The 12,937-nt window shown below is 66.0% G+C and carries 9 protein-coding genes; 4 read left to right on the top strand and 5 right to left on the bottom strand.

Annotation, left to right across the window (positions count from 1 at the left end):
* The 4 genes from PLE19_22670 to PLE19_22655 all read left to right on the top strand — a co-directional run.
* On the top strand, positions 1-1,888 hold a 1,888-nt coding region (locus tag PLE19_22670), incomplete at its 5' end, for a DNA methyltransferase (protein HPD17752.1).
* Between the two features lie 243 nt (positions 1,889-2,131).
* On the top strand, positions 2,132-2,635 hold the full coding sequence (locus tag PLE19_22665) for a hypothetical protein (protein ID HPD17751.1): 504 nt from the start codon (positions 2,132-2,134) through the stop codon (positions 2,633-2,635).
* Between the two features lie 167 nt (positions 2,636-2,802).
* Positions 2,803-3,000 carry a DUF2283 domain-containing protein gene (locus tag PLE19_22660; GenBank protein ID HPD17750.1) on the top strand — a complete coding sequence of 66 codons (198 nt, stop codon included), beginning with the start codon at positions 2,803-2,805 and terminating at the stop codon, positions 2,998-3,000.
* Between the two features lie 46 nt (positions 3,001-3,046).
* Positions 3,047-5,623 carry a DEAD/DEAH box helicase family protein gene (locus tag PLE19_22655; GenBank protein HPD17749.1) on the top strand — a complete coding sequence of 859 codons (2,577 nt, stop codon included), beginning with the start codon at positions 3,047-3,049 and terminating at the stop codon, positions 5,621-5,623.
* Between the two features lie 85 nt (positions 5,624-5,708).
* Here the strand turns inward: PLE19_22655 and rpsG are convergent, their stop codons facing one another.
* From rpsG to PLE19_22630, 5 genes are all read right to left on the bottom strand, one after another.
* Positions 5,709-6,182 carry a 30S ribosomal protein S7 gene (gene rpsG / locus PLE19_22650; GenBank protein HPD17748.1) on the bottom strand — a complete coding sequence of 158 codons (474 nt, stop codon included), beginning with the start codon at positions 6,180-6,182 and terminating at the stop codon, positions 5,709-5,711.
* Between the two features lie 17 nt (positions 6,183-6,199).
* A complete protein-coding gene (gene rpsL / locus PLE19_22645) occupies positions 6,200-6,571 on the bottom strand; it encodes a 30S ribosomal protein S12 (protein ID HPD17747.1) in 372 nt (123 codons plus the stop codon).
* A 20-nt stretch (positions 6,572-6,591) separates the two neighbouring features.
* Positions 6,592-10,746, bottom strand: a complete 4,155-nt coding sequence (gene rpoC / locus PLE19_22640) for a DNA-directed RNA polymerase subunit beta' (protein ID HPD17746.1) — start codon at positions 10,744-10,746, stop codon at positions 6,592-6,594.
* Between the two features lie 782 nt (positions 10,747-11,528).
* Positions 11,529-11,912 carry a HEPN domain-containing protein gene (locus PLE19_22635; protein ID HPD17745.1) on the bottom strand — a complete coding sequence of 128 codons (384 nt, stop codon included), beginning with the start codon at positions 11,910-11,912 and terminating at the stop codon, positions 11,529-11,531.
* Entirely contained in the window at positions 11,909-12,220 is a 312-nt protein-coding gene (locus PLE19_22630; protein ID HPD17744.1) for a nucleotidyltransferase domain-containing protein, read from the bottom strand. The genes PLE19_22635 and PLE19_22630 overlap by 4 nt, the downstream gene beginning before the upstream one ends.
* Between the last annotated feature and the right edge of the window lie 717 nt (positions 12,221-12,937).

Genomic DNA, 12,937 nt, shown 5'->3' with positions numbered 1-12,937 from the left:
CTTCACCAAAGAACCCTCCATCATCGAGCAGAAGGCATATCGGGATACGTGGGGGAAGGGACTTGATTCATACCTGGAGTGGTTCCACCATACTGTTGTGCTCTTGCACGAGTGTTTGGCTGAGAGCGGGAGCCTCTATGTGCACCTCGACTGGCATGTGAGCTTCTACGCGAAGGCGGTACTGGATGAGGTCTTCGGTGTGGACCGTTTCCAGAGCGAGATAATCTGGAAGAGAAAAGACTCAAACAAGGCGGGGACCACGCTGGCGGTGGTAACCGACACGATCCTCTTCTACTCGAAGGGCGAGAAACCGACATGGGTACCGCAGTTCCTGCCTTACAGCGAGGAGAGGCTGAGAAAAGCGTATGGCAATGTAGATGACAGCGGCCGGCGGTACGCGCTCTCGGACCTGATGGCCCCGGGCGACAGAAAGGGGACAAAGGCGGATTACGAGTGGAAGGGGGTTCGCCCTCGTAGCGGCCGCCACTGGTCATACACAATCGAGAAGATGCGGCAGCTTGAGGCCGAGGGCAGGATCTTCTGGAACTCGGCAGGCATACCGAAGCTCAAGGTTTACCTGGATGAGCAAGAGGGTGTGCCACTGGCGAATCTGTGGCAAGACATACCGATGGTGAAGGGTGGCAAGGAAGCTGTTACCTTCCCCACACAGAAACCTGAGGCTTTGCTCGAGCGCATCATCAAGGCGTCGTCGAACGAGGGGGATTTGGTGCTGGACTGTTTCTGCGGGAGCGGGACGACGGCGGTGGTGGCGGAGAAGCTGGGTCGGCGGTGGATCGCGTGCGATTTGAGCCGGTTTGCGATCCACACGACGCGGAAGCGGCTTCTCCAGATCGAGGGGGTGAGGCCGTTCGTGGTGCAGAACCTGGGGAAGTACGAGCGGCAGGCGTGGCAGGCGGGGGAGTTCGGAGTGCGGAGTGCGGAGTGCGGAGTGCGGAGTGAAGAAGAGGGGACCGCGAATCGCGCGAATCAGGCGAATGGGGCAGAAGAGGGGAAACGGACGAGCAAGGCGGGAGACGGGATGGGAAATGAAGAAATGCCCGCGAAACACGCGGAAGACGCCAAAGGGTCTGAGATTGTGGGCGGGGGCTCTGTCCCCCGCGAGGAGAGAGAAGAGAAGACGCGGGGCACGGAGGCCCCGCCCACAACGGAGGCCCCGCCCACAAATGGGGCAGAAGTGCAGAGGGCCTATACGGAGTTCATCCTGAAGCTGTATCACGCGAAGCCGGTGCAGGGCTACTCGTGGCTCCACGGGGTGCGGGAGGGGCGGATGGTGCATGTGGGCACGGTGGATGCGCCGGTGAGCCTGAGCGACGTGCGGAGCATCGCGGCGGAGTTCCGCAAGGCCGTGGGCACGGGCCAGGACGCGCCGACGACGAATGCGGTGGATGTGTTGGGCTGGGAGTTCGCCTTCGAGATCAACGAGATGGCGAAGCAGCAGGCGGCGGCGGCGAAGATACAGATGCGCTTCCTGCGCATCCCGCGCGACGTGATGGATCCGCGGGCCGTCGAGCAGGGGGACATCAAGTTCTTCGAGCTGGCCGCGCTGTCGGTGGCGACGAAGGTGGAGAAGCGCAAGGCGACCCTGGCCTTGACCGACTTCGTGATTCCGCCCGACGACGTGTCGGAGGAGGTGCGAAGGGCCGTGCGCCACTGGGAGCAGTGGGTTGACTACTGGGCGGTGGACTGGGATTTCAAGGGCGACACGTTCCACAACGAGTGGCAGACGTATCGCACGCGCAGGAGCAAGGGGCTCGAGAAGGAGGCCAGCCACACCTACGAGGCCCCCGGCGACTACACGGTGGTCGTCAAGGTGATTGACATCCTGGGCAACGACACGACGAAGGCGCTGAAGGTGAAGGTGAGGTGAGGTCGGAACTGTGGGCGGGGGCTCTGTCCCCCGCGAAGAGAGGGAGGAGAAGACGCGGGGCACGGAGGCCCCGCCCACACGGGAGAAGACGCGGGACACGGAGGTCCCGCCCACAGGCTGGCGCTCTTTGTGGGCGGGGGCTCTGTCCCCCGCGAAAGGAGGGAAGGCAAGACGCGGGGCACGGAGGCCCCGCCCACAGCACGGAGGCCCGCCCATAAAGGGCCAGCCAGCAGAGGAAGGGCGATGAATGAGCTGCCGCACGAGGCAAGCCTACGCATAGGGCGACGCTCGGAGCCCGGGGCGGGTTACTTGATTACCAAGTGCCGCCTGGCGGGCCAGCAGCTTTCGTTGGCGGAACCGCCCGTTGCTCAAGGGATCGCGGACAGCATCCATTGGCACCTCGAACGCTCGCTGGCGTACCCTCTGGGCTTTGTGGTGATGCCGGACCATTTCCATTGGGTGCTGGTGCTGGGGCATGAGCGCTCGCTGGAGGAGGTCATGCATGGGCTGAGCGGGGCGGTGTGGAATGCCGTGCGCCGCGCGTACGGCCCCCGGGTGGGCAAGGTGTGGCAGGACGAGTACCACGATCACCGGCTGCGCTCCGATGAGTGGTGCTGGGCGAAGATCCAGTACGTGCATGAGAACCCGGTGCGCAAGGGCTTGTGCGCTCGCGCCGAAGACTGGCCATGGTCCACGGCGAATCCGCGGTTCCGGGGCTTGATTGCCACCCAGTACCTGAGGGAGTGAGGCAGCCTGTGTCGGGCGTGGCTCTGCTGTGGGCGGGGGCTCTGTCCCCCGCGAAAAGAAGCAGGAGAAGACGCGGGGCACGGAGGCCCCGCCCACAATGGCGCGGCAGAAGCCGGCTTGCGCAGCAGGCGCGGTTGGCAGATAATGGAGCAGAAGGAGGACCGCCCATGAAGGTGGTCTACGATCCCCACACCGACACGCTGACCGTCGAGCTGAAGCCCGGCCCCGTGGCGGAAAGCGATGAGGGGAAGCCCGGGGTGATCCTGGACTACGATGCGGCGGGGGATCTCGTAGGCATTGAGATCCTCGACGCCTCGCGGCGCGTGCCCGAGGCACGGAGGGTGGACTTCCAGGTGGCGAGTTGAGGGCGCCGCGCGATCGTGCGGCACAGCAACAGAAGCGAGGTGAGCCATGCCGCGCGGGAGGAAAGGCGCCGAGACGCCGCTGATCCCGGACCTGTCGCTCACGATGGCCCCGTGCGTGGCCGGCATCCGGGCCGAGGTGACCCGATGGCGGGAGCGCAACTACGAGGGGATTACCGGCACAACGCGCACCCTGCTGAATCACTGGTTCCTCGCGGATCACCGCCTGCCCGACGGGCGCAAGTTCGCCTACCACCCCTTTCAGCGCGAGGCCATCGAGACCCTGATCTACCTGTACGAGGTCAAGGGCGCCCGGCGGCAGAAGGCGCTGCTGGAGTCCTATGCGGCAGGGGACGCGGGGCACGGAGGCCCCGCCCACAGCCTTCGATTGCTTCGGTACGACGATTTCGCGCGGTACTGCGTGAAGATGGCGACGGGCACCGGCAAGACCAAGGTGATGGCCCTCGCCGTGGCCTGGCAGTACTTCAACGCCGTGGCCGAGCCGCGGGACGACTATGCCAAGAGCTTCCTGATCGTGGCGCCGAACGTGATCGTCTTCGAGCGGCTGCGGAAGGACTTCGGCGAGGGGCGCATCTTCAAGGCCGACCCGGTCATTCCGCCTGAACTTGAGATCTTCTGGGAGATGCAGGTCTACCTCCGCGAGCAGGGGGAGCGGGCGGGTTCACAGGGCGCGCTCTATCTCACCAACATCCAGCAGCTCTACGACCGGCCCGACAAGAAGGGGGACGATGAGCCTGCGCCGATGGCGGCGGTGATGGGCCCCAGGCCGCCGGCGAACATGATGCAGGTCGAGCCCTTCGATGTGCGGCTCGCCGCGCGCGGCGGGCCGCTGCTGGTGATCAACGACGAGGCGCACCACACCCACGACGAGGATTCCGAGTGGAACGGCGTCATCCGCCGGCTCCATGCTGAGGTGCCGGGCGGGCTGGCGGCGCAGCTCGACTTCACGGCGACGCCCCGGCACAGCAAGGGCGCGCTCTTCACCTGGACCGTTTTCGACTACCCGCTGAAGCAGGCGATTCAGGACGGGATAGTGAAGCGGCCCATCAAGGGCATCACCAGGGGAATCGAAGAACAGCCGTCCAAGATCGCCTCGACCCGTTTTCAGGCCTACCTGACGGCTGGGGTGGAGCGGTGGCGCGAGTACCGGGACCAGCTTGCGCCGCTGGCCCGCAAGCCCGTGCTGTTCGTCATGCTGAACAGCACAAAGGAAGCCAATGAGGTAGGCGATTGGCTGCGCGGCAAGTTCCCCGAGGATTTCGCTGGGGAGGGGCTACAGGTCATCCACACGGACACGAAGGGCGAGGTGTCGAAGAGCGACCTGGATGCCGCGCGACAGGCCGTCCGCGAGATTGACGAGCCGGACAACCCCATCCGCTGCATCGTGAGCGTGCTCATGCTGCGGGAGGGGTGGGACGTGAATAACGTGACGGTGGTGGTGGGCCTGCGCCCGTACACGGCCAAGGCCAACATCCTGCCCGAGCAGACCATCGGGCGCGGCCTGCGGCTCATGTTCCGCGACCTGGCTGCGGACTACCAGGAGCGGGTGGACGTGATTGGCAACAAGGCGTTCATTGATTTCGTGGCCGACCTGGAGCGCGAGGAGGGGTTGCAGCTCGACACGTTCGAGGTGGGCAAGGACAAGCTGCGGATCGTCACGATCCTGCCCGATCCGGGGAAGCTGGACAAGGACATCTCGCTGCCGGTGCTCAGCCCCGTGCTCGTGCGGAAGAAGTCGCTGGGCGAGGAGATTGCCGCGCTGGACGTCGCGGGGTTCGCCTCGCCCGTGCTCCCGCTCGCCTCGGACGATTCTTCGGCGCACAGCTTCCGATACGAGGGCAGGGACCTCCTGACCCTCGAGAAGCTGGTGGACCGTGAATACCACATTCCTGAGCCGCAGACGGCGGAAGAGGTGATCGGCTACTACGCGCAGCGCATCGCCCAGGAGGTCAAGCTGCCCTCGCAGTTCGCCGTGCTGGTGCCCAAAGTGCGCGAGTTCCTCGCGACGAAGGCGTTCGGACGCGTAGTGGACCTGTCTCAGGGGGCAGTGATCAAGGCGATCAGCACCAATGTCGCGCACTATGTCACCGTCAGGGTCTTCGGGGAGGCCCTTCGGGGCCTGCTGATTGAGGCGAAGAAGCCGCAGTTGCTCCACGCGGGGCGGCGGCTGAGCGAGACGCCGCCGTTCCCCTTCTCGCGCCTCGCGATCCCCGCGGCCAAGACCGTGTTCAACCTGGTCCCGTGCGTCAACGACTTCGAGAAGGCGTTCGCCAGGTTCCTGGAGCACGCGGAGGACGTGGAGGCCTTTGCCAAGCTCCCGGAGCCGTTCGGCTTCTACATCGAGTACACGGATTCGGCGTGCAATCTGCGGTACTACGAGCCCGACTTCGTTGCGGTGGCTGCGGATGCGACGCATTACCTGCTGGAGACGAAAGGGCGGGAAGACGTTACGGTGCAGCACAAGGATCGGGCGGCCGAGCTGTGGTGCGAGAACGCGAGCCGGCTCACTGGGGTTTCCTGGCGGTACGTGAAGGTTCCTGAGAAGGGGATGAAGGCGCTTGGCCCGGCGCAGTTGGCCGACCTGGTGGCCGCGCTCAGCGGGTAGCTCTTGCCGACCGGGCCAAAGCGAAGCAGCGGCCCTTTCGGGCCGCTGCGGGGGTGTGTGTCGTGGCGATGGCCGGCGGGCCAGGTCACCAGGCGTAGTGGGCGAAGGCCTTGTTGGCTTCGGCCATGCGGTGGGTGTTCTCGCGCTGGGTGGCGGCGTGGCCTTCGTGCTTGTGGGCGTCGGAGAGCTCGTCGGCGAGGCGAAGGTGCATGGGGCGGCCTTTGCGGCCGCGGGCGCCTTCGAGTATCCAGCGGAAGGCGAGGGCCATCTGGCGCTTGGGGCTGACGGGGACGGGGACCTGGTAGTTGGCGCCGCCGACGCGGCGGGAGCGGACCTCGACGGAGGGCTTGACGTTGGCGATGGCGGTTTCGAAGAACTTGAGGAATTCGATGCCGGGGTTGCGCTCTTCGATGACGGCGGCGGCGCGGTAGAAGACGCCTTCGGCGGTGCTTTTCTTGCCCTGGCGCATGAGGCAGTTGATGAACTTGCCGACCAGGAAGCTGTGGTACTTGGGGTCGGGCTTGAGGAAGCGTTCGGTGGACTCGAACTTCTTGGCCATTCAGGGACTCCGCTGGTTCACTTGGGAAGCTTGCAGCCGTACTTGGAGCGGGAGCGCTTGCGCTCTTTGACGCCGGCGGCGTCGAGGGGGCCGCGGACGATGTGGTAGCGGACGCCGGGAAGGTCGCGGACGCGGCCGCCACGGACGAGGACGATGGAGTGTTCGTGGAGGTTGTGGCCTTCGCCGGGGATGTAGGCGGTGATCTCGCGTCCGTTGGAGAGGCGGACGCGGGCGACTTTGCGAAGGGCCGAGTTGGGCTTCTTGGGGGTGCGGGTGGTGACCTGGAGGCAGACGCCGCGCTTCTGGGGGCAGGCCTCGAGGTCGGGACGCTTGCTCTTGCGGCGGACGGGCTTGCGCCCGAGGCGGATGAGCTGCTGAATGGTGGGCATTGGGGTTCCTTTCGCGGGTGCTAGACGGTGCTCTCGACGGGGGTCTCGCCGCCGCCGGGGGGCGGGGCCTGGGCGCCCTTGTCGCCGCCGTCGGGCGGCTCGCTGGGCTGGGCAAGCTGCTTCTTCTCCATGCCGGCGAGGTAGTGCTTGGGGAAGCCGGTGCCGGCCGGGATGAGGTGGCCGAGGATGACGTTCTCCTTGAGGCCGCGGAGGTAGTCGGTGCGGCCGGCCAGGGCGGCCTCGGTGAGGACCTTGGTCGTCTCCTGGAAGGAGGCGGCGGAGATGAAGCTTTCGCTCTGGAGGGCGGCCTTGGTGATGCCGAGGAGGAGCGGGGTGGCGCTGGCGGGCTTGCCGCCCTTGGCGATGACGCGCTCGTTCTCGTGGCGGAAGCGGAACTTGTCTACGATGCTGCCGGGGAGCAGTGTGGTGTCGCCGACGTCGTCGCCGACTTTTACTTTGCGGAGCATCTGCCCCACGACAATCGCGATGTGTTTATCGTCGATGATTTCGTTCTGGGAACGGTAGACGCTCTGGATTTCGCGCAGGAGGTATTCCATGAGGGCCTCGGTGCCGCGGATGCGCAGGATGTCTTGCGGCACGAGCGGGCCGTCTACCAGGCGGTCGCCGGCGCGAACGTAGTCGCCGTCGTGCACGGTGAGGTGTTTGCCGTGGGGGACGAGGTGGGAGACGGCCTCTCCGGTCTCTTCGTTGGTGACGTTGATGATGCGCTTGCCGCGCTTGCGCTCGCCGAGGCTGACGCGGCCGGAGACCTCGCTGATGATGGCAGGGTCGCGCGGCTTGCGGGCTTCGAAGAGCTCGGTGACGCGGGGCAGGCCGCCCGTGATGTCCTGCACGCGCTGGATTTCGCGCGGCGTGCGGGCGAGGATGTCGCCGGGGTGGACCTCCTGGCCTTCCTCGACCATGATGTGGGCCTTCTCGGGAATGGAGTAGAGGCCCAGCGGGCGGCCATCCTTGTCCACGATCGCGATCTGGGGATGCAGGTCGCCCTTGTGCTCGATGACGATGCGCCGGCGCGAGCCGTGCTGGTCCACCTCTTCGCGGACGGTTTCGCCCTCGACGATGTCCTCGCACCGGACGAAGCCGCCCATCTCGCTGAGGATGGGGGTGAAGTGCGGCTCCCAGGTGGCCAGAAGAGTGCGCGCGGGCACCATCTGGCCGTCGGCGACGCTCAGGGTGGCGCCCAGTTTGACCTCGTACCGCCGGATCTCGTTGCCGTTCTCGTCCTCCAGCACGAGGGCGCCGGTGGGGTTCATCGCGAGAATGTGGCCGTTGCGGTCGGTGACGGTCTTGAGGTTGTAGTAGCGGATCTTGCCCTTGAAGTCCGCGCGGGTCTCGGGGGCGGCGAAGCCGGTGGCCGCCGTGCCGCCGTAGTGGAAGGTCCGCATGGTGAGCTGGGTGCCGGGCTCGCCGATGGATTGCGCGGCGATGATGCCCACGGCCAGGCCCTCCTCGGCGAGTTCGCCGGTGGAGAGGTCCATGCCGTAGCATTTGGCGCACACGCCGTGCGGGGCTTCGCACATCATGGGCGAGCGCACGCGCAGGCTCGAGTAGCCCATCTCCTCCAGGGCGGCGGCGATCGGCTCGGTGATGAGCTCGCCCTCGCTCACGATCGGCTTCCCCGTGCGCCGGTCGAGCACCTTCTCGAGCGACACGCGCCCATAGACGAGCTGGCTCAGCGGGATGTCAACCTTGTCGCCCTTGTAGATGACGCTCTTGGTGATGCCGGCCACGGTGCCGCAGTCCAGCATGGTGACCACCACGTTCTGGGCCACGTCGGCCAGCTTGCGCGTCAGGTAGCCGGACTCGGCGGTCTTGAGGGCCGTGTCGGCCAGGCCCTTGCGGCCGCCGTGCGTGGAACTGAAGTACTCGAGAACAGGGAGGCCCTCGCGGAAGTTGGACTTGATGGGCGTCTCGATGATCTTGCCGGAGGGCTTGGCCATCAGCCCGCGCATGCCGGCGAGCTGGGTGATCTGCACCGTGTTGCCTCGGGCGCCGGACTCGAACATGGCCCAGATCGGGTTGAGGCCGGAGCCGCCGCCGGTGTCGTTGCGGAGTTCGTCCATCAGCTCGGCGGTCACGCGGTCCTTGGCGTGGGTCCAGCGCTCGATGACCAGGTTGTGGCGCTCGCCGTCGGTGATCACGCCGCTGCGGTAGCGGCGGTCAATGTGCTCCACTTCCTTCTCGGCCTTGCTGATGATCTCCTGCTTCTTGGGCGGCATGCGCAGGTCGCGCGTGGAGATGGACAGCCCGGCCAGCGTGGCGTGCCGGAAGCCCAGCTCCTTGATGGTGTCGAGCAGGCCGAGGGTGGCGCCGCGGCCCAGGATCGTGTGGCAATCGGCGATGAGGTCGTTGAGGCGGCCCTTGTTGAGGCTCTGGTTGTAATACGGCAGGCCGTCGGGCAGCTTGCTGTTGAAGAAGACGCGGCCGGCGGTGGTGAGGACGTACTCGCCCTTGTAGGGGCTAAGCTGGCCGTGCTGGTCCACAATCTGGTCGTGCCTGCGGAGCTTCACGAGGATCCGGCTGTGGTAGTGCAGGGCGTCGTAGCCGAGCGCCACCAGCACGTCGTCCGTCGTGGCGAAGCGCCGGAGCTGGTCGTCGGGGGTCGAATCGGGCCGCAGGCACGTCAGGTAGTAGCAGCCCAGCACGATGTCCAGCGACGGCGTGATGATGGGCCGGCCGTCGGCCGGCGAGAACACGTTGTTCGTGCTCATCATCAGCAGCGACGCCTCGGTCTGCGCCTCGATGGACAGCGGCAGGTGCACCGCCATCTGGTCGCCGTCGAAGTCCGCGTTGAACGCCGTGCAGACCAGCGGGTGGATCTGGATGGCCTTGCCTTCGATCAGGATCGGCTCGAAGGCCTGAATGCCCATGCGGTGCAGCGTGGGCGCCCGGTTGAGGAGCACGGGATGCTCGCGGATCACCTCGTCCAGGATATCCCACACCTCCTCGTCCTTGCGCTCCAGCATGCGCTTGGCGCTCTTGATCGTGTCCACCAGCCCCGCCTCCTTGAGGCGGCGGATGATGAACGGCTGGAAGAGCTCGAGCGCGATCTTCTTCGGCAACCCGCACTGGTGCAGCTTCAGCTCGGGCCCCACCACGATCACCGAGCGCCCCGAGTAGTCCACCCGCTTGCCCAGCAGGTTCTCGCGGAACCGCCCCGGCTTGCCCTTGATCATGTCGGTCAGCGACTTCAGCGGGCGGTTCGACGACCCCAGCACCGGATGCTTGCACCGCTCGTTGTCGAACAGCGCATCCACGCTCTGCTGGAGCATGCGCTTCTCGTTGCGGATGATCACCTCGGGGGCGTGGAGGTCGAGCAGTTTCTTGAGCCGGTTGTTCCGGTTGATCACGCGGCGGTAGAGATCGTTCAGGTCGCTCGTCGCGAAGTTCCCGCTCTCCAGCAGCACCAGCGGCCGCAGATCGGGCGGGATCACCGGGATCACGTCCAGGATCATCCACTCCGCGCGGTTCTTCGAGTCCCGGATCGCCTCCACCACCTTCAGCCGCTTGACGATCTCCTTCTTGCGCTGCTGCGAGTTCGTCTCGGCCAGCCCCGCGCGCAGCTCCTTCGACAGCGCATCCAGGTCCAGCTTCTGGAGCAGCTTGCGCACCGCCTCCGCGCCCATGTCGGCGTCGAAGTCCTCGTACTTCGCCTTCAGCCGCTGGTACTCGTCCTCGCCGATGAGCTGCTTCTCCTGGATCCCCTCCACCGCGGCGCCGCCCGGCTCGATCACCACGTATTCCTGGAAGTAGATCACCTTCTCCAGCGAGCTCACCTTCATCGCCAGCAGATTGCCCATGCGCGAGGGCATGGACTTGAAGAACCAGATATGCGCCACGGGCGCGGCCAGGTTGATGTGGCCCATCCGCCGTCGCCGCTCGCGGCTGTGCGTCACCTTCACCCCGCAGCGGTCGCAGATGATCCCCTTGTGCTTCATCCCCTTGTACTTGCCGCAGAAGCACTCCCAGTCGCGCTCCGGGCCGAAGATCCGCTCGCAGAACAGCCCATCCTTCTCCGCACGGTACGTGCGGTAGTTGATGGTTTCCGGCTTCTTCACCTCCCCGTACGACCACGACCGAATCTCGTCCGGCGAGGCAAGCGAAATGCCCACCGACACAACTTCGTTCACGCTCTCGAAGAACGGCGTCGCCATGAGCTCGGGCCCCGTGGGTTACGGAAAAACGGTCCCCTCGCCCGCACCCCTCATGGAGCGCGGGGCTGAATGACTCATTATACTTGCAACGCCAGTGCCATTCAAGCCAAATTCACGCGCTTTTTCCCACGCGATTGCGCTGCCTGGAGTTCTTGAACGCGAACCACGTGCGCGCGGCTTCCGAAAACCATCCCCCACCCCACCCCCGCCATCTGGCGATTCATGGCCTTTCCTGAATGTGGCATCCTCTCTGGTGCGGTTCCTGCTACTCCGGCCGCGAAGCCGTTTGCAGTGGCCGGAACCACGCGGCCTCGCCCAGCGCCTCAAACGTAGCCGCAAGCGTCCCGCTTGCGGTCGTCTTCGACAAGCGGGACGCTTGTCGCTACGCGGAGGAATGCGAACCGATCCGCGCCAGGAGGAGCACTTTTCCCATCCTCGCCCCTACGCCTTTTCACCCTTCTCGCCCCTACGCTCCGCGTGGGGGCAATGATGTGGACGCTCCCGCGTCCAACCCCAACCTCCCGCGGGTTCCCAACCCGCGGGAGGTTCCCGCTCCGGCGCAGCGTAGCGGTCGTCTTCGACAAGCGGGACCCTTGTCGCTACACGGAGGGACGCGAACCGATCCGCGGCCGGAGGAGCACTTCTCCTCTTCGGAGCCTCCCCTCCCCCCTACCCCTTCAACGGCCCTCTCTGCTCGAACCGCTGTCGCCTCTTGGTCCCTCAGGGAATCCGGATGGCGTGTCAGACACCAAGACGGAGGCGGTACACTACGCCGCAAAGGCCTATGGAAGCGGCCCAATCAACCGCCCGGCCAGATCCAGGAAATCCTGGGCGCGGGACAGTTGCTCCGCCGACTCCGACGGGCTGATCGCGTTCGGCTTTCCGTAGTCCCCGGCGTGCCGAGCCTCCATCCCGCGGATGAGGTAGCGGTGGAAGTCGGCCGGCACCACACCCGCCTTCGCGAAATGCTGGCCGAACGCCGCATGCACGGCGCTGTGCTTCGAGAAGGCCAGACCCTTCCCCAGCAGAAGCGCCTGGACGACGTGGAACATGGTGTAGTAGGCTCTCGATGCCGCGTAGCCGTGGTGGCCCAGCTCGCGCATCGCCTTGCCGGCGGCCGGACTCTCGCGGGCCTGCACCAAGAGGTCCCGCTGCTCCGGTGTCATACCAGCACCCCCTCGCGCCGCACGTTGAGCAGCAGCGGACTCCGCTCGCGCAGGAACTCCTCTTCGGACACGAACACGCAGGCGACGACGACGTCGTTGTCGAGCGACACCGCGGCCACATCCCCAATCGTCCGCCCGATCTCCGCGCTCGGCTCCACCGCGCCGCGGAGCACCACCAACACGTCTACGTCGGACCCCGGTTCCGCATCTCCACGGGCCTGGGAACCGAAGAGCACCAGGCGCACCAGGCGTTCGCCATACAGAGCTTCGAAGCGCCGGCGCAACTCCCTCAGCACACACTCGACCATGGGGCTCACCGGGCCACCTCCTGCTTCATCCCCACACGATACTACACAACCGTGCGCGCGTCAATCCGCGCTCGCGACCCAGCGCACTTCCTGGTGCGGAAAACGCCGCCACAGCCGGAACGCCTGCGACTGGACACAGGGGCATTGGCCTCCGACCACACTCCGCAACAGAGGCAACGCAGACTCAACCGACCCGCTTCCGACGGAGCCATCCCCCACCCCCGCCATCTGGCGATTCATGGCCTTTCCTGAATGTGGCATCCTCTCTGGTGCGGTTCCTGCTCCTCCGGCCGCGAAGCCGTTTGCAGTGGCCGGAGCCACGCCGCGTCGCCCAGAGCCTCAAGTGGCAGGCGTAGCCGCAAGCGTCCCGCTTGCGGTCGTCTTCGACAAGCGGGACACTTGTCGCTACACGGAGGGACGCGAACCGTTCCGCGGCCGGAGGAGCACTTTTCCCATGCTCGCCCCTACGCCTTTTCACCCTTCTCGCCCCTACGCTCCGCGTGGGGGCAATGATGTGGACGCTCCCGCGTCCAACCCCAACCTCCCGCGGGTTCCCAACCCGCGGGAGGTTCCCGCTCCGGCGCAGCGTAGCGGTCGTCTTCGACAAGCGGGACCCTTGTCGCTACACGGAGGGACGCGAACCGTTCCGCGGCCGGAGGAGCACTTTTCCCATGCTCGCCCCTACGCCTTTTCACCCTTCTCGCCCCTACGCTCCGC

The sequence above is a fragment of the Planctomycetota bacterium genome, assembly GCA_035384565.1.
GTDB lineage: Bacteria > Planctomycetota > PUPC01 > DSUN01 > DSUN01 > DAOOIT01.
Note: the sequence above shows the minus strand (reverse complement) of the source record. Positions and strands in the feature narration are given on the sequence as shown.